Origin of the sequence: Sandarakinorhabdus glacialis, assembly GCF_014643455.1 — a bacterium.
In the GTDB taxonomy this organism is placed as follows: Bacteria; Pseudomonadota; Alphaproteobacteria; order Sphingomonadales; family Sphingomonadaceae; genus Sandarakinorhabdus; species Sandarakinorhabdus glacialis.
On sequence record NZ_BMJM01000009.1, the window covers coordinates 40243 to 61990 of the forward strand.

23 protein-coding genes are annotated in these 21748 nt (G+C 67.3%); 9 read left to right on the top strand and 14 right to left on the bottom strand.

Annotated features, from left to right (window positions below; all coding sequences use genetic code 11):
• The first annotated feature begins 15 nt into the window (after positions 1-15).
• Positions 16-4518: a choice-of-anchor I family protein gene (locus tag IEW98_RS12370; RefSeq protein ID WP_188763272.1), complete on the top strand. Its 4503-nt coding sequence runs from the start codon at positions 16-18 to the stop codon at positions 4516-4518.
• A gap of 69 nt (positions 4519-4587) precedes the next feature.
• Positions 4588-6072, top strand: coding sequence for a CYTH and CHAD domain-containing protein (locus IEW98_RS12375; protein WP_188763273.1), 1485 nt, complete (start codon positions 4588-4590; stop codon positions 6070-6072).
• Between the two features lie 45 nt (positions 6073-6117).
• On the opposite strand, the gene IEW98_RS12380 is transcribed toward IEW98_RS12375, so the two are convergent.
• The 10 genes from IEW98_RS12380 to rplU form a co-directional block, all read right to left on the bottom strand.
• Positions 6118-6531, bottom strand: a complete 414-nt coding sequence (locus IEW98_RS12380) for a 23S rRNA (pseudouridine(1915)-N(3))-methyltransferase RlmH (protein ID WP_188763347.1) — start codon at positions 6529-6531, stop codon at positions 6118-6120.
• Between the two features lie 15 nt (positions 6532-6546).
• Positions 6547-6945, bottom strand: a complete 399-nt coding sequence (rsfS, locus tag IEW98_RS12385) for a ribosome silencing factor (RefSeq protein WP_503826712.1) — start codon at positions 6943-6945, stop codon at positions 6547-6549.
• 35 nt (positions 6946-6980) lie between these two features.
• The gene (locus IEW98_RS12390; protein ID WP_243450746.1) at positions 6981-7583 is read right to left on the bottom strand and encodes a nicotinate-nucleotide adenylyltransferase; all 603 of its coding nucleotides are present in this window, start codon (positions 7581-7583) and stop codon (positions 6981-6983) included.
• Positions 7580-7864, bottom strand: a complete 285-nt coding sequence (locus IEW98_RS12395; RefSeq protein ID WP_188763275.1) for a type II toxin-antitoxin system RelE/ParE family toxin — start codon at positions 7862-7864, stop codon at positions 7580-7582. The genes IEW98_RS12390 and IEW98_RS12395 overlap by 4 nt, the downstream gene beginning before the upstream one ends.
• 10 nt (positions 7865-7874) lie before the next feature.
• Entirely contained in the window at positions 7875-8072 is a 198-nt protein-coding gene (locus IEW98_RS12400) for a hypothetical protein (protein ID WP_188763276.1), read from the bottom strand.
• A 36-nt stretch (positions 8073-8108) separates the two neighbouring features.
• Complete coding sequence (locus tag IEW98_RS12405; protein WP_371870775.1) at positions 8109-9365, bottom strand: glutamate-5-semialdehyde dehydrogenase; 1257 nt, start codon at positions 9363-9365, stop codon at positions 8109-8111.
• Positions 9362-10516 (bottom strand): glutamate 5-kinase, encoded by a 1155-nt coding sequence (proB, locus tag IEW98_RS12410; protein ID WP_371870776.1) that lies wholly within the window; start codon positions 10514-10516, stop codon positions 9362-9364. Before proB ends, IEW98_RS12405 begins: the two co-directional genes overlap by 4 nt.
• Positions 10501-11535, bottom strand: coding sequence for a GTPase ObgE (obgE, locus tag IEW98_RS12415; protein ID WP_188763277.1), 1035 nt, complete (start codon positions 11533-11535; stop codon positions 10501-10503). The genes proB and obgE overlap by 16 nt, the downstream gene beginning before the upstream one ends.
• Before the next feature lie 105 nt (positions 11536-11640).
• On the bottom strand, positions 11641-11916 hold the full coding sequence (rpmA, locus tag IEW98_RS12420) for a 50S ribosomal protein L27 (RefSeq protein ID WP_188763278.1): 276 nt from the start codon (positions 11914-11916) through the stop codon (positions 11641-11643).
• Positions 11917-11922: 6 nt separating this feature from the next.
• Positions 11923-12210 carry a 50S ribosomal protein L21 gene (gene rplU, locus IEW98_RS12425; RefSeq protein ID WP_188763279.1) on the bottom strand — a complete coding sequence of 96 codons (288 nt, stop codon included), beginning with the start codon at positions 12208-12210 and terminating at the stop codon, positions 11923-11925.
• Positions 12211-12524: 314 nt separating this feature from the next.
• Between rplU and IEW98_RS12430 the strand changes: the two genes are divergently transcribed.
• Complete coding sequence (locus tag IEW98_RS12430) at positions 12525-12890, top strand: hypothetical protein (protein WP_188763280.1); 366 nt, start codon at positions 12525-12527, stop codon at positions 12888-12890.
• A 7-nt stretch (positions 12891-12897) separates the two neighbouring features.
• Here the strand turns inward: IEW98_RS12430 and IEW98_RS12435 are convergent, their stop codons facing one another.
• Positions 12898-13716, bottom strand: coding sequence for an SDR family NAD(P)-dependent oxidoreductase (locus IEW98_RS12435; protein ID WP_188763281.1), 819 nt, complete (start codon positions 13714-13716; stop codon positions 12898-12900).
• 122 nt (positions 13717-13838) lie between these two features.
• Between IEW98_RS12435 and IEW98_RS12440 the strand changes: the two genes are divergently transcribed.
• Complete coding sequence (locus IEW98_RS12440) at positions 13839-15242, top strand: amidase (protein ID WP_188763282.1); 1404 nt, start codon at positions 13839-13841, stop codon at positions 15240-15242.
• A 69-nt stretch (positions 15243-15311) separates the two neighbouring features.
• Here the strand turns inward: IEW98_RS12440 and IEW98_RS12445 are convergent, their stop codons facing one another.
• From IEW98_RS12445 to IEW98_RS12455, 3 genes are all read right to left on the bottom strand, one after another.
• On the bottom strand, positions 15312-15725 hold the full coding sequence (locus tag IEW98_RS12445; RefSeq protein WP_188763283.1) for an MAPEG family protein: 414 nt from the start codon (positions 15723-15725) through the stop codon (positions 15312-15314).
• A 172-nt stretch (positions 15726-15897) separates the two neighbouring features.
• Positions 15898-16605: a hypothetical protein gene (locus IEW98_RS12450; RefSeq protein WP_188763284.1), complete on the bottom strand. Its 708-nt coding sequence runs from the start codon at positions 16603-16605 to the stop codon at positions 15898-15900.
• Between the two features lie 86 nt (positions 16606-16691).
• Complete coding sequence (locus IEW98_RS12455; RefSeq protein WP_188763285.1) at positions 16692-18002, bottom strand: S8 family serine peptidase; 1311 nt, start codon at positions 18000-18002, stop codon at positions 16692-16694.
• 80 nt (positions 18003-18082) lie between these two features.
• Here IEW98_RS12455 and IEW98_RS12460 point away from each other — a divergent pair, with 80 nt between their 5' ends.
• The 5 genes from IEW98_RS12460 to IEW98_RS12480 all read left to right on the top strand — a co-directional run bounded on the left by IEW98_RS12460 (position 18083) and on the right by IEW98_RS12480 (position 21710).
• On the top strand, positions 18083-18580 hold the full coding sequence (locus tag IEW98_RS12460) for an RNA polymerase sigma factor (RefSeq protein ID WP_188763286.1): 498 nt from the start codon (positions 18083-18085) through the stop codon (positions 18578-18580).
• On the top strand, positions 18570-19268 hold the full coding sequence (locus tag IEW98_RS12465; protein ID WP_188763287.1) for an anti-sigma factor: 699 nt from the start codon (positions 18570-18572) through the stop codon (positions 19266-19268). The genes IEW98_RS12460 and IEW98_RS12465 overlap by 11 nt, the downstream gene beginning before the upstream one ends.
• 127 nt (positions 19269-19395) lie before the next feature.
• A complete protein-coding gene (locus IEW98_RS12470; protein ID WP_188763288.1) occupies positions 19396-19992 on the top strand; it encodes a methyltransferase in 597 nt (198 codons plus the stop codon).
• A gap of 32 nt (positions 19993-20024) precedes the next feature.
• Entirely contained in the window at positions 20025-21305 is a 1281-nt protein-coding gene (gene murA, locus IEW98_RS12475) for a UDP-N-acetylglucosamine 1-carboxyvinyltransferase (RefSeq protein ID WP_188763289.1), read from the top strand.
• A 3-nt stretch (positions 21306-21308) separates the two neighbouring features.
• Positions 21309-21710, top strand: coding sequence for a DUF2948 family protein (locus tag IEW98_RS12480; protein WP_188763290.1), 402 nt, complete (start codon positions 21309-21311; stop codon positions 21708-21710).
• Positions 21711-21748: the final 38 nt, after the last annotated feature.

Here is a 21748-nt window from a genome sequence, read left to right on the forward strand (position 1 = left end):
GACGCCAATGTCGTCGTGCTCGGCGATCTCAACGAGTTCACCAACGAGGAATCGCTCGCGCCGCTCGGCGCCGTCGGTCTCGCCGCCATGTCGCTGACACTCGCCGAGACCGAACGCTATTCGTACAGCTTCGAAGGCAATGCCCAGGAGCTCGACCAGGTCTATGTCAGCGGCAACCTCACCGCCGTCGCAACGCTCGACATCGTCCATGTGAATTCCGAATTCGTCCAGACCGCGATGACCGCCTCGGAGCATGATCCCTCGGTCCTCGCGCTCAACTTCGCCGCCCCCGGCCCCGCCGCGGGCGACATCGCCTTCGTCGGCTTCAGCGCCGATCGCAACGACGATCTTGCCTTTGTCGCGCTCAAGACCCTCGCCGCCGGCACGGTCATCTATTTCAACGACCAGGAGTGGCAGGGCAGCGCGTTCAACACCGGCGAGGGCCAGGTCACCTGGACCGCCACCAGCGACATTCCCGCCGGCACCATCGTCACCATCAACAGCTTTGGCTCGGTCCCGGTCAGCAACTTCGGCACCACCGCCGGCAGCTCGGGCCTCGGCAGCGATGGCGAGATTGTTTACGCCTATGTCGGCGCCGCCTTCGCCCCGACGACCTTCCTCGCTGCGATCGCCAATGACGGCTTCACCGTCTCGGGCGGCACCCTTGCCGGCACCGGGCTGGTCGTCGGCCAGACTGCCATCGACCTCGGCAACGGCGGCACCAATCCCGGCGAAGATGTCGCCATCTTCAACGGCGTCCGCAACGGCGCCACGAATTTTGCCGGCTATCTCGCCGCCATCAACAATCCCGCTAACTGGCTGACCCAGGACGGCGCCGGCGACCAGTCGCTGGACGGCATCGGTCCCGACCTGCCGTTCAGCTTGGCCGGCTTCACCACCGGCTCGATCGAGACCCAGACCGTCGGTTTCCAGGCCGCCACTGTCTCCGCCAGCGAAGGCAATGCGGGCACCACCGCCTACACCTTCACCGTTGCGCGCAGCGGCGGCACCGCGCCGACCAGCTTCAGCGGCTCGATCGCTGCCGGTGCCACGACCGCGACAATCACCATCAACGTCGCCGGCGACACGCTTGTCGAAGCCAATGAAAACTTCGCACTGACCTTGTCGAGCGTCACCAACAGCGCCGGCGTCACGGCGACCATCCCCGCCGGCACCGCCACGGCAACCGCCACCATCGTCAACGACGACGCCGCGCCGTCGGGGATCGCCGCCGGCGACATCGCCTTTGTGGGCTTCAACGCCGATGGCAACGACGACCTGGCCTTTGTCGCGCTCAAGACCATCGCCACCGGCACCGTCATCTACTTCAACGACCAGGAATGGCTGGGCAGCGCCTTCAATACCGGCGAAGGCCAGGTCACCTGGACCGCCACCAGCGACATCGCCGCCGGCACCATCGTCACAATCAACAGCTTCAGCTCGGCGCCCGTCAGCAACTTCGGCACCACTGCCGGCAGCTCCGGCCTCGGCAGCGACGGCGAGATCGTCTACGCTTATGTCGGCGCCGCCTTCGCCCCGACAACCTTCCTCGCCGCGGTCGCCAATGACGGCTTTGCGGTTTCGGGCGGCACCCTCGCCGGCACCGGGCTGGTCGTCGGCCAGACCGCGATCGACCTCGGCAACGGCGGCACCAACCCCGGCGAAGACGTCGCCATGTTCAACGGCGCCCGCGATGGTGCCACGACCTTTGCAGGCTATCTCGCTGCCATCAACAACCCGGCCAACTGGCTGACCCAGGACGGCACCGGCGACCAGTCGCTCGATGGCATCGGGCCCGACCTGCCGTTCAGCCTGTCGGGCTTCACCATCGGCACAGTCGAAACCCAGACGGTCGGTTTCCAGAACACCGGTGTATCGGTCGCCGAGGACAATGCCGGCACCACCGCCTATACCTTCACCATCGTCCGCAGCGGCGGCACCACCGGCCAGGTCGATTTCAGCGGCAGCTTCGCCCCCGGCACGACGGATACCGCCGATTATGCCGGCGGCACCCCGCCGACCAGCTTCAGCGGCAGCATCGCCGCCGGCGCAACCTCCGCGACGATCACCATCAATGTCGCCGGCGATACGCTCGTCGAAGCCAGTGAGAGCTTCAGCCTGACCCTCAACGGCGTCACCAACAGCGCCGGCACCCCGGTCGCGCTCAATGCCAATACGGCGGCAACCGGCACCATCGTCAACGACGACTTCCCGCTCGCGATCGGCGGCATCAATGTTTACGACGCTGCCCCGTCGCTCGCCGGCAGCGCCGTTACTCCCACCGCCAGCGACGACATCGTCCTCGTCCGCATGGGCTCGATAGCCGGCACCGTCGCCGGCGCCGAAAGCATTGCCTATGAAGGCGGGCGCGTCTATGCGACCAACATCCCGGGCAACGCCATCAACGTCCATTCGGTCACCGCCGCCGGCACCCTCGTCAACGAAAGCCCGATCCTGCTGTCGGCGCTGCCATCGTATTTGCCCGGCGGCGTCAATGCCGTCGACATCAAGAACGGCATCATCGCGGTCGGCTATGAGAACATAAACCCGGCGCTCGCTGGTTTCGTCGCGCTGTTCAACGCCGCCGACAACAGCCTGATCAAGACCATCCAGGTCGGCGTGCTGCCCGATGACGTCACCTTCTCCCCCGACGGCACCAAGCTGCTCGTCGCCAACGAAGGCGAGGCATTGTCGGCCCAGGGCACCATCAGCATCATCGACCTGTCGGGCGGCGCCGCCTCGGCCACCGTCACCAACACCATCAGCTTCGCGTCGCTCAATGGCGCCGAGGCTGCCCTTCGCGACCGCGGCCTCGCCATCGCGCCAGGCCAGCCTGCTGCCGGCGATATCGAGCCTGAATACATCACCATCTCGGCCGATGGCACCCGGGCCTATGTCACCCTCCAGGAAGTCAACGGCGTCGCCGTCATCGACCTGGCCGACCCGACTGCCGACAAGCCCTTGTCGATCCAGCCGCTCGGCACCATCGATCGCAACCTCGCCGGCAACGCCCTCGACACCAGCGACCAGGACGGCGGCATCAGCATCCGCAACGTCGATGTCCACAGCCTGCTCCAGCCCGATGCCATCGCCAGCTTCGATGTCGGCGGCGCGACCTACTTCATCACCGCCAACGAAGGCGATGCCCGCGTCAACATCACCGACTCGGTGCGGTTGGGCTCGGCCGGTTATGTCCTCGACCCCACCCTGTTCCCCAACGCCGCCGCGATGAAGGCCAATGCCGATCTCGGCCGCCTCAACGTACTGACGACGGTGGGCGACACCGACGGCGACGGTGATTTCGACGTCATCCACACGCTGGGCGGCCGCGGCATCTCGATCTTCAAGCAGGAAGCCGACGGCAGCATCACCAAGGTCCGCGAAACCGGCGGCGAATTCGAAGCGATCATCGCCGCCAACCACCCGACGATCTTCAACAGCAACCAAAGCATCGCCGCCAGTTCGGTCGACGCCCGCTCCGACGACAAGGGGCCCGAGCCCGAAGGCGTCACGATCGGCGTCGTCAATGGCCGCACCTACGCCTTTGTCGGCCTCGAGCGCGTCGGCGGCTATATGGTCTATGACGTCACCGATCCCGCCAACGCCGTGTTCGTTACCTACAAGCCGCAAACCGGTGCCGACCTCGGCCCCGAAACCAGCGTCTTTATCTCGGCCGCCAACAGCCCGACCGGCCAAGCGCTGCTGCTCAGCGGACAGGAAATCAGCAACACCGTCACCCTCTATTCGGTCCAGACCCAGAGCGAAGGCGACGACGTCATCTACGGCGGCGCCGACGGCGAGCGCTGGAACGGCCGCGGCGGCAACGACGTCATCAATGGCAATGGCGGCAACGACATCATCGACGGCGGCGCCGGCAACGACCTATTGAACGGCGGCGAGGGCATCGACACCGCAAGCTATGCCAGCGCCACCGCCGGCGCGACCGTCACCCTTGCCAACACCCGCCCACAGGCCACCGGCGGCGCCGGTACCGACACGCTGACGGGCTTTGAAAACCTGCTCGGCTCGGCGTTCGACGATCTTCTCTACGGCGATACCGGCAACAACCGCATCGATGGCGGCGCCGGCAACGACATCATCATCGCGGCACGCGGCAACGATATCCTGTCGGGCGGCGGCGGCACCAACATCCTCCAGGGCGGCGTCGATGCCGATGTCTTCTCGTTCGACATTGTCGACAACGGCGCCATCGACATCATCACCGATTTCGGTGTCGGCAGCGGCGACACCGTCCTCTTCGGCCCTGGCGTCTTTGTCACCGACGTCAAGTTCGCCTTCCTCAGCACCGAAGCCACCGTCAACGGCTTCGATGTCCGCAACGGCGCCCGCTCGATCGACCTGGTGCTGACACTGTCGTCGGCAGCCGGCACACAACAGGTCCATGTGCTCGACGCCTATGGCTTCGCCAGCAACAATTACTGGGAAAACATGCTCGGCGTCGACCTGACCTACGCCGTCCCGCAGCCACTCGGCAGCGAGATAATCCACATCGCCTGACCGAATGACAAAGGTTGTGCGTTGGCCTAGCTTGGCGGTCCTTTCGGTCGCCAAGCTTTGAGGTGCGCGATGCCACTCCCCCGCGAGGTCGAACTCAAACTCGAATTCCGGCGCTGTGACCTGCCCCGGCTCGAGGCCGCGCTCGCCGAAGTCGGCAGCGAGCCGGTGTCGACGTTCCTGCGTTCGGATTATTTCGACACGCCGGGGCATGAGATCCGCCGCGCCGACCTGACGCTGCGCGTTCGGCGCGACGGCGAACGCCGCATCCAGACGGTCAAGTCGGACGGGCGCGAAAGCGTCGGGCTGTTCGACCGCATCGAATGGGAACGCGATATCGAAGGCGATTTCCCCGTCCTCGACATCGCCCCACGGCGGCTGGTCAAGGCCCTCGCCGACGTACCGGTCGCAGCGATCTTCGCGTCGAACGTCGAGCGCAAGAAATCACTCGTCCAGACCGACAGCGCTGAAATCGAGGCGGCGATCGATATCGGCGAGGTCCGCAATGCTGTCGGCGGCGAAGCTTCGAATTCCGGCATCATTGCGGACCTCGCCGAACTTGAACTCGAACTGATACGCGGTCCCGCCGCGGCGCTGTTCGACCTTGCCCGGCGCTGCAATGCCGCCGCGCCGGTCCGCCTGGGGGTCTTGACCAAATCCGAACGCGGCTATCGCCTGCTCGAGGCGGATGCCGAAAAATCAGCCCGGGCCGAACCGATCGCGCTGCAGCCCGCAATGACAACCGCGCCCGCCTTCCGGACTATCGCCTGGTCGTGCCTCAAGCATTTCCGCCTCAATGAAACCATCCTGCTCGAAGCCGCCGACGCGCGCGCGGCTTCCGGCGCACTTCACCAGGCACGCGTCGCCCTCCGCCGCCTGCGCTCGGCGCTTTCGCTGTTCCGGTCGGTCATTGCCGACGACCAATTCGAACGCTTTCGCGCTGCCCTGCGCGATCTGGCGGCCGTCTTAGGCGAAGCCCGCAATCTCGACGTCCTGCTTGACCGAACCACCGACCCCGCACTTCGCGAACGCCTGCAAGCGCCGCACGCCGACGCCTATGCCGCCGTCCGCACAGCCCTCGAATCACCGGCAACGCACAGCCTGATGCTCGATTTTGCCGAATGGCTGACGCTCGGTGACTGGCTGGTCAATCCTGCCAACGTCGATAGCCGCGACCAACCTTTGTTGCCCTTCGCCGCCGACCGCCTGCAGAATCTGCGAAAGCAGCTAAAGCGACGCGGCGACGGGATGACCGATGCCGACGACGAAACCCGCCACGAAGCCCGCATCACGGCCAAGAAACTGCGCTACGCCTCCGAATTCTTCAGCGCGCTCTACTCTGGCGGCAAGGCCGGCAAGCGCCGTCGTAACTTCCAGGACAAGCTTGAAAAACTCCAGTCCCGCCTCGGCGATCTCAACGACCTCGCCACCGCGCCGCAAGTCCTCGCCAGCCTCGGCATTGCCCCGGCCGAGGCCCCTCCCGCCGATCGCGGCGCCATGATTCGCGATGCCGCCGCCGCGCACGCCGGACTGATCGACGCCAGACGCTTCTGGTAGCGCTCAGCTGCGGTGGTACGGATGCGGTGATTGAGGTGCGGTGATTCAGGCGCGGTGGTACGGATGCCCCGCCATGATCGTCGCCGCGCGATAAAGCTGCTCGGCCAGCATCGCGCGAACCAGCATATGCGGCCAGGTCGCCTTGCCGAAACTCAACAGCAAATCTGCCCCGGCCCGCGTCGCCGCATCATGGCCATCGGCCGCGCCGATCAGGAACCGCACCTCGCGCACGCCATCGTCGCGCCAGCGCCCGAGCTGCGCCGCCAGCGCCGCCGATCCCAGGTCGCGCCCGGTCTCGTCGAGAGCAACGGTTCGGCCACCCTCGAACGCCGGCCATGGCGCGGTGTCGCCGATCTCGGTGACCGTCAGCTCACCGCGCAGGCGCTTGGCATAACGATCGACAAGCTCGGCCTCGGGCGATGCGCCGATCCGGCCGCGCGCGATGATACCAAGCTTCAGCGCCAGTTCCGGCGTTTAACCAAGGCCGCCATTGCGCGGCTCGACCCGCAGCACGCCCATCCGCGGCTCGCCGGGATTGGGCTCGGCATCTGGCGACGTGTCGAACGCCCACATGCGTTCGAGGTTATAGAACTGCCGCACGTCGGGCTTGAAGATATGGACGATGACATCGCCCGCATCGATCAGCACCCAGTCGGCGGTCGGCAGGCCCTGGATCCGCGCCGGACGACCGAACTCGTTCTTGCACTTCTCGGCGATCTTGTACGCCATCGAAGCCACTTGCCGGCCCGACTTGCCGCTGGCGATCACCATGTAATCGGCAATGCTGGTCTTGCCCGCAAGCGGGATGGAAACCACCTCCACCGCCTGGTCGTCGTCCAGGGTTTTCATCACCATGGCATGCAGCGCCTCGATGTGGGCGTCCACGGCCGCCAGTTTTTCCGTCGTCGTCAAGCTATAGTCCCATCGTCATATCGTGATGCCCAATCCGGATCGGCGGCCCTGATCGCCGTCGCCGAAAGCGCCGTCTGGCGAATATCGAGGACAATGATCGCCGGCAGTTTCCAAGCCGTCCAGCGGCGGGCAGACCCGATCGGCTGCCGCCATCGCCTTGCCCAAACCATTGCAGGCGAGATCAAAGCCCCTCCCATATAGCGCGGACGTGCCAAAACGGCAATCGGCAGCAAGCGCATGAAATCGCGCCACCGGTGCCAGCGATGCAATTGGGGCACTATATCGGCCCCCATCAACCAGATGAACGCGATTTCGGGGAAACGCCGCTGCAACGCCGCCACTGTATCGACAGCAAAGCGTGTCCGCATTTCCGATTCGATCGCCAACGGCTTGATGCGCGGATGCCGCGCCGCCGCCCGCGCCGACCCCAGTCGCGCCGCCAGGCTTGCCATCCCCGCCGGCGATTTCAGCGGGTTCTGCGGACTGACCAGCCACCAGACTTCATCCAGCCCCAACCGCCGCATCGCCTCGACACTGATATGCCGATGCGCCGCATGCGCCGGGTTGAACGATCCACCAAGGATACCGACGCGCTTCACCGCGACAACCAGTCTACATGAGCATGCCGCACGCGAACAACTTCGACCCATTCGCCGACGACGCGATAGACAATGATGTAGTTGAACCGCGTGATCGTCAGTTTACGATAGCGTCCCTCCCCGATCGCCGGACCCGACAACGGAAACGCGACCAGTTGGTCAGTCCTTCGTTCGATTTCCGCGATGATCCGCCCAGCCAGGACCGGTTCAACCGAATCGAGATATATCTCGATCCTGCGAATATCGCGCAGCGATCGTGGCGCCCATCGAAGCAATGTCACTGATGCAACGTCACTTCCGGGCGTATTTTTCGCGCATCCGCTTGAACTCGAGCTTCATTTCCGCGTGGCTGACAAACGCCCCGCGATCGAGGTCGTCGATGCCCTCCTGCAGGAAGGCCTGCTCCTCCGAGGACAGTGTCGCCCAGTCAACCGGCACGCCGAAAACCTCGGAATCCAGCTCGGTGTCAGGGGCAGGGCGGGTGCTCATCCACAACCAATACCCCATCCCAACGCCGCCATCAAATCACGCCCGAACCTGCCCCGCACCGTAAACCCGCGTCTTGTACGTCGTCAGCCCCTCGAGCGCGACCGGGCCCCTGGCGTGAAGACGGCCTGTCGCAATCCCGATCTCCGCCCCGAACCCGAACTCCGCCCCATCGGCAAACTGCGTCGACGCGTTCCACAGCACGATCGCCGAATCGACCTCGCCCAGAAACCGCGCCGCGACCGCCGCATCGCCCGCCACGATCGCATCGGTATGCGCCGACCCATGCCGCCCGATATGCGCGATCGCCCCGGCCACGCCATCGACCAGCGCCGCCGAAGCCACCGCATCGAGCCATTCGGTATCCCAATCCGCATCCGCCGCCGCCGTCACCCGCGTATCGAGCTCCATCACCCCGGCATCGCCGTGCACCGCACACCCGCCGTCCAGCAACGCCGCCACCACGCCCCGCGCCAGGTCCGCCGAAGCCGCGCGGTCGATCAAAACCGTCTCCATCGCCCCGCAAACCCCCGTCCGCCGCAGCTTGGAATTGACCACCACAGCCGCCGCCGTCGCCAGGTCCGCCGACGCATCGACATAAACATGATTGATGCCATCGAGATGCGCCAACACCGGCACCTTGGCCTCGGCCTGGACCCGCGCCACCAACCCCTTGCCGCCGCGCGGAATGATCACGTCGATCAACCCATGTGCCGCCAGCATCGCCCCAACCAGCGCCCGGTCCCCCGCCGGCACCATCTGCACTGCCGCCGCCGGCAACCCCGCCGCCGCCAGTCCCGCCGCCACGCAGTCGAGCAGCACCCGGTTCGACCGCGCCGCCTCCGACCCGCCGCGCATCAAACACGCGTTGCCTGCCATCAGGCACAGCGCCGCCGCATCCGCCGTAACCCCCGGCCGGCTCTCGTAAATAATCCCGATGACCCCCAGGGCCACCCGCACCCGCTCGAACCGCAATCCGTTCGGCTGCTCCCAGGCCTTGATGACCTCGCCAACCGGATCATCCAGCCCCGCAACCGTCTCCAGCCCCGAAGCAATGCCCTCGATCCGCGCCGTATCAAGCATCAGCCGGTCAATCAACGACTCCGAAGTCCCGCCAGCGCGCGCCGCCGCCACATCCACCGCACTGGCCGCCAGCAAATCCTCGGCCCGCACGCGAATCGCCCCAGCCGCCGCACGAATCGCCGCCCGCTTCGCCGCAGTCCCGGCGCCCGCCAGTCCGGCAACCGCCCCCCGCGCCGCCCGCGCCATCTCGCCGATGGTCTCGGCTGCGCTCACAGCATCACCAGATGATCGCAATGCACCATCGCCGCGCGCGGCGCATAACCCAGCACCGCCGCCTGCGCCTCGTTGCGCAACCCGCAGATCAACCCCGCGTCCCCGGCATCATACCCCGCCAGACCGCGCGCAATCACCCCATCCGGCCCCGCCACCGCAACAACATCACCCCGCGCAAAATTCCCCACAACGCCAACCACACCCGCTGCGAGCAAGCTCTTGCCCCGCCGCAAAGCTGCCTCGGCACCCGCATCGACCGTCAGCGTGCCTACCACCGTCAACCGCCCCGCCAGCCAAGCCTTGCGTCGGCCGGCACCCTCGCCCGCCACGAAAACCGTCCCGCGCCCGGTCTCGGCAAAGCGCGTCAGCGGCGCCATCACCCGGCCATCGGCGATCGCCAGGTGAATTCCCGCCGCCCCGGCAATCTTCGCTGCCGCTAGCTTCGCCGCCATGCCGCCGGTGCCCAGCCCCGATCCACTTCCCGCATCGGCCATCGCCTCGATCGCCGGCGTCACGGCCTCCACCACCGTCACCAGTCGCGCGTCCGGATCCCGTGCCGGGTTCGCCGTATAAAGCCCATCGACATCGCTCAGCAGCACGACCCCGCGCGCGCCCGCCGCCTGCGCCGCGCGCGCCGCCAGCCGGTCATTGTCGCCGAACCGAATCTCGGTCGTCGCCACGGTATCATTCTCGTTGAGTACCGGCACCGCGCCGAGCGCCAGCAACCGGTCGATCGTCGCCGACACGTTCAGATATCGCCGCCGGTCCTCGAGATCGCCCAATGTCAGCAACACCTGCGCCATCGTCATCCCGGCACCCGCCAGCAACGCCTCCCAGACCGCGCTCAAAGCCACTTGCCCGACAGCCGCCGCCGCCTGCGCATCCTCCAGGCTCGCCCGCCCGCCGCGTTCGAGCTTCAACCGCCGCGCGCCCAATGCAATGGCGCCCGACGAAACGACGATGATTTCCTGCCCCGCCGCCCGCCGTGCCGCGATATCGCCGACAACGCTCGCCAGCCACTCCCGCCTTACCGCGCCGGCGCCATCGACCAGCAACGACGAGCCGATCTTGACCACGAGTCGCAAACAGCGACCCGGCCTGAACCGCGCCGCTGCTTCGCCGACCAAAGCCTCGGCTACAGCGGGTTCCACGTCTGCACATCCGCGGTCGCCTCGCCGGCTTCGTGCCCGGCGAGCTCGATGAGTGCATCGAGCACCACATCGACCCCCTGCCGCGTCGCCGCCGACATCACATAAACCCGCACGCCGCTGGCTTTCTCCAATGCGCGCTGCTTCGCCGCCAACGCCGATGGCGTCACCAGGTCGGCTTTCGACAGTGCCAGGATCTCGGGCTTGTCGACCAACCCGCCGCCATAGGCCTCGAGCTCGTCGCGCACCGTCCGCCACGCCTTGACCGGCGCCGCCGCACTCGCATCCACGAGGTGCAGCAGCACCCGGCAACGCTCGACATGGCCGAGGAAGCGATCACCGATGCCGACACCCTCGGCCGCCCCGGCGATAAGCCCGGGAATATCGGCCATCACCAGTTCCTTGCCCTTGTGGCCGACGACCCCAAGCTGCGGCTTCAATGTCGTGAACGGATAGGCGCCAACCTTTGCCGCCGCATTCGAAACCGCATTGATGAAGGTCGACTTGCCGGCATTCGGCGCGCCGAGCAAACCCGCATCGGCGATCAGCTTCAACCGCAGCCATACCCACATCTCGCCGCCCGGAAATCCCGGCTGGAACTGCCGCGGCGCCCGATTCGTGCTGCTTTTGTAGTGCGAGTTGCCCTTGCCGCCATCGCCGCCGCGCAGCAGCACGACGCGCTGCCCCGGCCGGGTCAGATCGGCGATCAGCGTGCGCTCGTCGTCGTCCGCGAGCACCTGCGTGCCCACCGGCACCTTGATGGTCTTGTTGTCGGCGCCCGGCCCGGTGCGGTTGCGGCCCATGCCATGCCCGCCGCGACCGGCGCGGAAATGCTGGGTGTAGCGAAAATCGATCAGCGTATTCAGCCCGCCGACGCATTCGAAGATGATATCGCCGCCGCGCCCGCCGTCGCCGCCATCGGGGCCGCCGTATTCGACGAACTTCTCGCGCCGGAACGACACAGCCCCGTCACCGCCGACACCCGACGAAACGAAAATCTTGGCCTGGTCGAGAAACTGCATCGCGAAATCGATTCTAAGACGACGCCGGGAAAGCGCCAAAGAAAAAGGGGGAGCCGGTCGCCCGGCTCCCCCCTTCAAAACCCAAAAGGTATCAGCCGGTCGGGCCTATTCGGCCGCAATTGCTTCCGGCTTCGGGTCGACGCTGACGTACTTGCGGCCCAGCTTGCCCTCGTGAAACACGACGACGCCGTGCGCCGTGGCATAGAGCGTATGATCGACACCGAGGCCGACGTTACGGCCCGGATGGACGCGCGTGCCGCGCTGGCGAATGATGATGGTGCCGGCGAGCAATTCCTGCCCACCGAAGCGCTTCACGCCAAGGCGACGACCGGCCGAATCACGACCGTTGCGCGATGAACCGCCTGCTTTCTTATGTGCCATTGTCTCTTAACCTACGCTGGTGATCTTGAGCACGGTCAGCTGCTGGCGATGACCGTTCTTGCGACGATAATTGTGGCGACGACGCTTCTTGAAGATGATGACCTTGTCACCCTTCGTCTGCGCGACGATCTCGGCGGTAACCGAGCCACCGGTGGTGATGGCGCCGGCATCGCCGAACATCAGCGTCTCGAGCTGGACGCTCGTGCCGGCTTCCCCGTCGATCTTCTCGACGAGAATCTTGTCATCGGTGGCGACCCGATATTGTTTGCCGCCGGTGCGCACAACTGCGAACATCGTTAGAAACCTTGAATGCAAATCTCGTGAGCAGCGAGACTCGAAAGTCCTGCCGATGCGAAGGCGGGGCGATAAGGCAACATCTCCGTCCTGTCAACGAGCGACACCCCCCAGCCGGCACGAATACGCCAGCTCGAGCCGAATTACCCGCGCCCGCCTGACGCACCCCGCCCCCCTCGCCACCCGCCCTCGCCCCGGCTAGTGTTGCCCGAAATGACCGTCTGCCCCGCCCGAACCCTCGTCGCCGCCCTGTTCGCCGCACTGGCCAAAGGCGTTGGCATCCCCACCAGCAGTACGCCGGCGCTCCCGCGCCCATGATGGCGCGCCTCTCCGCAATCACGATTCGCCGCCTGGTCCTTGCCGGTATCGCACTGGCACTTGTCATCGCCATCGCCATGGGCGTCTTCCACCGCGACATCGATGCGCCGACCGCCGCCAAGATCGCCGACAAGCTGCAGGTCCAGTACGCCCGCACCAGCGGTCAACCACCCCGCGCCTTCACCGGCCGCGAGGACATGCAATGGGCCGACGGCTGGGAATTCCGCTGGCGCTACCTGCCCTGCCCCGAACTCGCCTCGCTCCGCGTCTGGATCAGCCGCGACGGCCGCAGCGCCCGCTACGCCGAACTTCCCGATTGCGCACCCGACAACGGCCTCAACGTCGCCCCGCTGAAGGTCTGACCCGACCCTAGTGTGCCGTCCATCCCCCATCGATGACCAGTTCGGTCCCCGTCATGTACCGCGATTCGTCCGACGCCAGGAACACGATCCCGTCGGCGATGTCCTCGGGCTGTCCCGGATAACCCAGCGGCGCCGCCATGCCGAGCAGCCCTGGATCGATGGTGTTCGACCCCGCCGGCAGGCCAAGCCCGGCCGATAACGTCCCGACTTCGTCGATCTTCGTCCAGATCGGCGTGTCGATGATCCCCGGATGCACCGAATTGCAGCGGATACCGTCCTTGGCGGCCGCACATTCCATCGCCACCGCCTTGGTGAACAGCCGCACGCCGCCCTTGGTGGCGCAATAGCCCGCCAGCCCCGCCGACCCGCCCAATCCGGCCACCGACGAGATATTGATGATCGACCCGCCGCGATAGCTGCCCTCGGGCTTGTCGGCGCGCATCGCCGGGATGCTGTGCTTGGTGCCGAGGAACACGCCCGTGAGGTTGATTGCCACCTGCCGGTTCCACTGGTCGAGCGTCATCTCGGTAACGGCGCAGCCGGTGCCGATACCGGCATTGTTGACCAGCACGTCGAGTCGCCCGAAGATCCGCATCACCTTGCCCACCAGCTCGGCCCAGCGGTCCTCCTCGACCACATCCTGCCCGCGAAACTCGGCGCGTCCGCCGGCATCCTCGATCATTTTCGCCGTCTCGCGGCCGCCGTCCATGTCGATATCGGTCAGGAACACCCCGGCACCCTCGCGCGCCAGCGCCACTGCCGCCGCCCGCCCGATGCCGCTTGCCGCCCCCGTCACATAGGCTACCCGCCCAACCAACCGTGTCATTCCGTCTCTCCCCATTTTTGCGTCAGGCTAGGCTTCCCGATGCGCCGCCGCCAGCCGGATTTGAACAGGTATCCTCCGCAACGAATCGCGCCATAATCACCCAAAATTGGGGAGACTCCGTGATGGCCATCGAACTCTGGCAGCAATCCGCCACCAGCCTCGCCGCGATGATCGCCGCCCGGCAGACAACTTCCCGCGCCGTCATCGAGGCGCATCTGGCGCGCATCGCCGCGGTCAATCCCGCCGTCAACGCCATCGTCACGGTGCTCACCGATTCGGCCCTCGCCGCCGCCGATGCCGCCGATGCCGCGGTCGCGTCCGGCGGCGAACTCGGCCCGCTCCACGGCGTCCCGATCACCGTCAAATCCAACATAGACCTCACCGGCACCCCGACCACCCACGGAGTCCCCGCCTTCGCGCAGGCCTTCCCCGATGAAGACGCTCCCGTCACCCAGCGCATGAAGGCCGCCGGCGCCATACCCATCGGCCGCACCAACATGCCCGACATGGGGCTCCGCGTGCACACCGATTCGGGCCTTTACGGCCTCACCCGCAACCCCTTCGACGGCAGCCGCACCAGCGGCGGTTCGAGCGGCGGCGAAGGTGCTGCCCTTGCCACCGGCATGTCCCCCCTCGGCCTCGGCAACGATATCGGCGGCAGTTTGCGCAACCCCGCGTTCGCCTGCGGCATCGCCAGCCTCAAGCCCAGCCTCGGCCGCATCCCCTGGGCCAGCGCCATCGAACCGCGTAGCCCTGTCCTCGCCGCCCAGCTAATGGCCGTCGAGGGCCCGATGGCGCGCCACGTCGGCGATCTCCGCCTCGCGCTATCGGTTCTCGCCGGCCCCCATCCGCGCGACCCTGTCTCGGTCCCGGCGCCCCTCACCGGCCCCAGCCTCGCCGGCCGCATCAAGGTCGCCGTCGTCACCGCGCCGCCCGGCGGCGCCACTCACCCGAGCATCAGCGCCGGCGTCCGTGCCGCCGCCGACGCGCTGTCCGACGCCGGCTATGACGTGTCCGAAATCACGCCGCCGATGGTGGAGGAAGCCATCGCCGTCTGGAGCCAGTGGCTGGCATGGGAATTCGGCCTGATGTCCGACCTGCTCGGCCAGATCCTGTCGCCCGATGCGATGGGCTTCCTCAAATCCTTCCTGTCGGTCCAGGGCTCCCAGGACTTCCCCGGCAGCGTCCAGCTCCAGGTCCGCCGCCACACCGTTGCCCGCGCCTGGAGCGCGTTCCTCGCCGATTATCCGCTCATCCTGGGGCCGACGTGGTGCCAGCCGCAATTCCCCCATGGCTTCGACATCGCCGGCCCGGGTAGCTCAACCGAAGTCGGCGAGCTCATGCGCTTCGTCGTCCCGATGAACCTGCTCGGGCTCCCCGTCGTCTGCGTCCCCACCGGCATGGCGGGTGGCCTGCCCCTGGGCGTCCAGATCATCGGCGACCGCTTCCGCGAAGACCTCTGCCTGGGCGCCGGCGAAGCCATCGAGGCAAGGCTGGGCCACCTGACCCCGATCGACCCCAGATAGTCTTGTCCTCCCCCTCGAGGGGGGAGGCGAGAGACGGCGTCTCCGCCGGCCCGGGTGGGGGTGTCCCCCCTATCCGATCAAGGCCCGCACCGCAGCATAGGCTGCCGACACCAGCAGCACCAAAGTCGGCAGGAATGTCAGCCCGAACCCCGGCCCACGCTTGGCGGCATCGGCATAATAAGCGCGTGCATAAACCAGCCGCCCGATCGACCACACCAGCCCCAGCCCGCCGGCAATCGCATCGCCCAGCACCGGCGCCGCGAGGAACATCGCCGGCAGGAACAGCGCCAGCTGCTCGAGCGTGTTCATGTGCACCCGGAACCGCTTGTCATACTCGACATGGCCCGACGGCATCGGCGCCGGCACATTCCACGTCACGCGCGCCTTGGCTGCAACGAAGCCCAGCCCGAAATACACCAACACCGCCAGGATGATCGCCAGCGTCGACAGCGGAAACAATGTCGTGAAATGCAGCTCGGTCATGAATGATCCCCCCGGGAATTCTGAGTCCCGCACAAATCATTAAGACTTCACCGCCTGCCGCGCAATCCCGCCCAAGGGGTCCTAGCTTGTCGGGGCTGGCTTGGCGCGACGCGGTCCGTAGCCATTCAAAAACAGGGGCAGGCCGCCAAATCGCAGCCTGCCCCTGATATGCTCAGGCTGGCGGGTTGCGCGAGGCCCTTGCCGGTCCGCGGGCAGCGATCGCGCCGTTGCCCGAGGCATTGCCCGAACCGCTTCCCGACAGGCTGGCCGGTTCGCCAGCGTTTGCGGCAATCCCGCCCGCGTTTGCGGCAACGCCGTCGGCGCGGGTCGCGCCGGCCAAGGCGCCATCGCCGACGGCCTGGCCGGAGGCCGCAGTCTGGCCCTGCGCTGCCTGCCCGGCACTGGCGGCGCCGACGAGGGCGCTGTTCGCACCACCATTTGCAGCCCCGGCAGCTTGCCCGGCCAGGCTGCCGACACCGTCCGTACCGATTGCGGTAACCGACCCGCTGCCGCTCCGCTCCACCGACTGCGAGCCCGCAAGCGCGGTGCCGCCGCCGATCGCACCGGCTGGCCCGGCAACCGATGTAACGCCCGCAACCGCGCCGCTGATCGTTCCGGCGATGCCGCCACCGGCGCTGGCCGTGCCGCTGCGTGTGTCGACGGATTTGCTGACGCTGCCGCTGCCGTTGCCCGTAACCGACCCGGTCACCGATTGCGTCACGCTGCCGAGGCCGGAACTGCCGCCCAAATTGCCGGCGCCGCCGACGACGCCGCTTACGGCCCCGCCGATCCCGCCGCCGGCGCCGCCGGCACCGCCGAATAACTGAGCCGCCACCGGCATCGCGCCAAGCGCGACAGTTGCGGCGGCAACTGCGATCATTGAATTTCGCATCGAGTGTCTCCTGCTTGTGCCGATCGGCGACCGGCTACATCAGGCTAACGACGCGGGACCGGCGCTTCTTCCCGTCAGCGCCGCACTTTTTTCAAAAGCACGGGATCGTTGTTGCGGCAGTCACCGCAGACGATGCCGCGTCCGACCTTGCCGGCGCGTGCCGGCCGCGCTTCGGCCGAAACCGCCGCGATGCCGCCGGGCATAACGGCAAGACGTGCCGCAACCAGCGGCGCGGCGAACGACGTGCCGCGAACCAGCGCAAAACCGCCGGCCGGAATCGCCGCCGCCAAGTCGGCGCCGGGTGCCGCAAAATCGAGGTGGCTCGCCCGGCCGGCCTCGGCAAGCGCGCGTTCCCGGCCATCGACTCCGGTGACGGCGATGACCCCGTCGTAGGAGGCGGGATAGAGCGGCGGCGCGGCAGGTCCGTCATTGCCGACGGCAGCGACGACCAGCATGCCATGCTTGCGGCTGGCGGCGATGGCGCGCTCGACAAGGATGTTCGGCGGTCCGACAAGGCTGATATTGACGATGCGAACGCCGCGCGCATCGAGCCACGCCAGCGCGCGGGCGATCGCCTCGGCCGAGCCATTGGCCGCCGACCCGCCATAGACATCGGCCACCAACAGGCTCGCGCCCAGGGCTGCCCCTGTGAACCTGTCGGCCTGCCCGACGAGCAGCGACGCGATCGCGGTGCCGTGTCCCGTCGCGGTGACCGGCCCGGCAAAGCCTCGTTGCTCGATATTCGCCTTGGTGAGTGACGAATGTGCCGCAACGCCACCATCGATCAGGCCGATGACACCGCCGACCGCCGTGCCGGCCCGCGCCGTACCACCCGTCTGCAGCGCCGCGCCGGCCGGTTCATAGACATGGTTATAGTCGAAGCTGGCTTCGGGCAGCAGGGCCCGCAGCGCGGCAAGGCCGCGCTTCAACGGCATCTTCGCCGGCGGTCGCAGGATGGTCGTCGGCACGCCCGTGTCGCTGTCGGCGCGCAGCAGCGTGAACCCGGCGGCGCTCACCTTTTCGGTCTGCGCCGCGTCGAGATCGATGGCGATCAGCTCGCCGCGGCGCACGGGATTGCGCTCAGTATCGACATCGAGTGCCTTGTCGTTGTCACGGACCAGCGTCCGCAAGCGCAGCCGCCGCAGGTCGAGCAGTTCGCGCGCGGCGGGAATCTCGCGCCCGGCAAAACCGCCGAGCGCGCCCAGGGGCTCGCCAGCGATCGCCCCCGCCTGTCCCGCTCCGGTCAAACCGCCGGGCAGGCCACCGGGAAGCGGCAAACCACTCGTCAGCCCGCCGGTCAGGCCGCCGATTCCGCCCGGCAACAGCTGGGCCGAAGCGGGCGCGGCCGCCAGCACCAGTGCCGTGATGACGATGATTCTTCGCATGAAAGGTCCTTTTGCGGCATATCGAGGGAATAAACGATGCGCCGCCAGCGTTTCTTCCACGATGCTGCCAAGGACTGCCTTTGAATGCGTTCGATTGCGAACTGACCGCGCTGCTGCCGCGCCTGCGACGGTTCGCCGGCGCACTGGCGCGTTCGTCGGCCGATGCCGACGATCTGGTGCAGGGCGCCGTCGAGCGCGCCTTGCGGGCGCGGGACCAATGGCAGCCCGGGACACGCTTCGATGCCTGGCTGTTTCGCATCGTGCGCAACCAGTGGATCGACACGGTGCGAGCGCGGGGCCGGCAGGACGGCAAGCTGTCGCCCGAGGAAGACGGGCTGGCGGTCGGTGTCTATCCCCTCGCCGAACTCGAGGCGCGGTCGGAACTGGCGGCACTGGTGCGGGCGCTCAACCAACTGCCCGACGAACAACGCGAAGTGCTGGCGCTCGTGACGATCGAGGGCCTGGGCTATGCCGAGGCAGCCGCGGTGCTCGACCTGCCGATCGGCACCGTGTCGAGCCGAATGTTGCGCGGCCGGCAGGCGCTGGTCGCATTGCTGGGATCCGATCATGACCGTTGACGAAGCCGAACTGCTGGCGTGGCTGGACGGCGAACTCGCGCCGACGGAAGCAGCGCGTGTTGCCGCCGCCGTCGCTGCCGACCCGGCACTGGCGCGATTGGCCGACACCCACCGCAAGATTGCCGATCGCCTGCGCAAGGGCTTCGCGCCGTTGCTGGCAGAACCGACAACGAACGCCGACCCTGGGACGGCTCCCGATACTGTCGTCGCTTTCCGCCGGCGTGCATCGCCGGGCCTGAGCCGCCGTTTCGTCATGCCGACTTGGGCCGCACTCGCCGCGACGCTGTTTTTCGGCATGATCGGTGGCACGCTGATCGGTCGCAACGTCCCAAGCTCGACTTCGCCTTCCAATGCCGTGCTCGCGCAAGGCAATCTGGCCCATTTGCTCGATACCCGACTTGCCTCCGCAGAACAGACCGGCGCCATTCGGCTCGTCCTGACATTCCGGGCCCATGACGGAAAGCTGTGCCGAACCTGGTCTGCCCCGACACAGGCCGGCATCGCCTGTCGCGCCGACGACCGCTGGACGATCAGGACGCTGGAAACGGCGCAGCCAGGCCCGGGCGGCGATTATCGCATGGCATCCGGCAACAGTCCGCAGGTCCTGGCCGCGGTCGATGCCGCGATGGCCGGGACCCCGCTCGACGCCGCACAGGAGGCCGCGGCTCGCGCCAGATCCTGGCGCTGAATACCGCCTGTGACTTCGCGACCGAGCGCCCTCCATTCACGTAAGACACTAAGATGTTAAGACAGTTTACCGGCTTGACCCAGCAGCACCACTATCACTCGAAGGCGACACGCCCGCAGAGGCCAGCATGACGACCTGGTGGCATGAGCAACGGCTGGAGGCCGCCCACAAGGCCGTGCTCGACTGCGGTGCGACCGATATCGTCGACCTCGGGTGCGGCGATGGCGACTTGCTGGTGCGCCTGGCCGTCGAGCCCCATGTCCGGCGGATCACCGCGATCGATCTCGACCGCAGCGTGCTCGACCGGCTGAGGGTGCGGCTGGCGGCGCTGGGCGCGTTGGCGACAGCTCAGATCGAGATCATCCAGCGCTCGATGACCGACGGCAGCGGGCTGCGCGGTTTCGATTGCGCGATCCTGATCGAGACGATCGAGCATATCGATCCGGGCCAGCTATCGGTGCTCGAGCGCGCAATCTTCGTGCATATCCGCCCCCAAAGCGTCATCGTCACGACCCCCAACGCCGAGTTCAATGGCTTGCTGGGCGTGCCGGCGCATCGTTTCCGCCACCCCGGCCACCGCTTCGAATGGGACCGGGCAAAGTTCCGCAGCTGGGCAAACGGGGTCGCCGCGCGCCGTGGCTATGGCGTCGCCTGCACCAACATCGCCGGCGCCCACCCCGTGCTCGGCGGCGCCAGCCAGATGGCGGTGTTTACCGCGCAGTAGCGCAGCCCCGCGACACGCGCTAACACGCGTTGATGGATCAGATCGTCATACGCGGTGGCCGCCCGCTCAAAGGCCGCATTCCTATCTCCGGTGCCAAGAACGCAGCGCTCACGCTGATGCCGTGCGCGCTGCTGACCGACGAGCCGCTGACGCTGCGCAACCTGCCGCGCCTCGCCGATATCGATACCTTCGGCCACCTGCTCAACAACCACGGTGTCTCGACGACCATCGAGGGCACGCATCCCGATGAATTCGGCCGCGTCATGACGCTCCGCGCCAACCGCATCACCTCGACGGTGGCGCCCTACGACATCGTCCGCAAGATGCGGGCTTCGATCCTCGTCCTCGGCCCGCTGGTCGCCCGCGCCGGCGAGGCCACCGTCTCGCTTCCCGGCGGATGCGCCATCGGCAACCGCCCGATCGATCTTCACCTGAAGGCGCTCGAGCACCTTGGCGCCGAAATCGAACTGGCCGCCGGTTACGTCAAGGCCAGCGCCAAAAACGGATTGCCAGGTGGCCGCTACACCTTCCCGATGGTCAGCGTCGGCGCCACCGAAAACGCCGTCATGGCCGCCGTCCTCGCACGCGGCCCTTCGGTGCTCGAAAACGTCGCTCGCGAGCCCGAAATCGTCGACCTGTGTAACTGCCTTGTCGCCATGGGCGCACACATCGAGGGCATCGGCACCGAAACCCTCCACATCGAAGGCGTCCGCGACCTTCACGGCGCGACCTACGCCGTCATGCCCGACCGCATCGAGGCCGGCTCCTACGCGTGCGCCGCAGCCATCACCGGCGGCGAGCTCGAACTCGTCGGCGCCACCGAAGCCGATCTCGGTTCTACGCTGGAGGCACTGCGCGAGGCCGGCGTCGAGATTACCCCGGTCAAGGGCGGCCTCATCGTCAAGCGGCCGGGCGCGATGCGCGGCATCGATATCTCGACGGCGCCCTATCCGGGGTTCGCCACCGACATGCAGGCGCAGTTCATGGCGATGCTGGCGGTCGCCGAGGGCACCTCGCTGCTGACCGAGACGATCTTCGAGAACCGCTTCATGCACGTGCCCGAACTGGCGCGAATGGGTGCCGACGTCACCGTTCGCGGGCGTTCGGCGGTGGTTCGCGGCGTCGGCGGGCTGCACGGGGCACAGGTCATGGCGACCGACCTGCGCGCTTCGATGAGCCTCGTTCTCGCCGGGCTGGCGGCCAGCGGTGAGACCACCGTGTCGCGCGTCTACCACCTCGATCGCGGCTATGAACGGCTGGAGGAAAAGCTTTCCGCCGTCGGCGCCGATATCGAACGCATCTCGGACGGCTGACCAATGCGCGATGAACGCCTGACGCTGCTCGGCCAGACCCCGGAGGATCTGCCCGCCATTTCGGCGCTGCTCCAGGACGCGACCCTGCGCGCCGAGGACCTCGCCTTCGACAAGCGCGGCCGCCGGCTGGTGTTGCTGGTCAACCGCTATCGCTGGGAAGCGACCGCCCCCAGCCGGGTGCGCAGCGCGCTCCGGATCGAGACCGTCGAGGCTGTCCAGCGCCAGAACTGGCCGCGCACGCCCGACGCCGTCCTCGACCTGCTCAGCCTGACGCGCGACGCCGACCATGTCATCCTGACCTTTGCCGGCGGCCCTGCCCTGCGCGCCCGCACCGAAGTCCTCGAGGTCATCCTCGAAGACATCGCCGCCCCCTGGCCCACCAGGCTCCAACCCAAACACGACTGACCTGGTCCTCCCCCTGGAGGGGGGAGGCGACTCGCTCC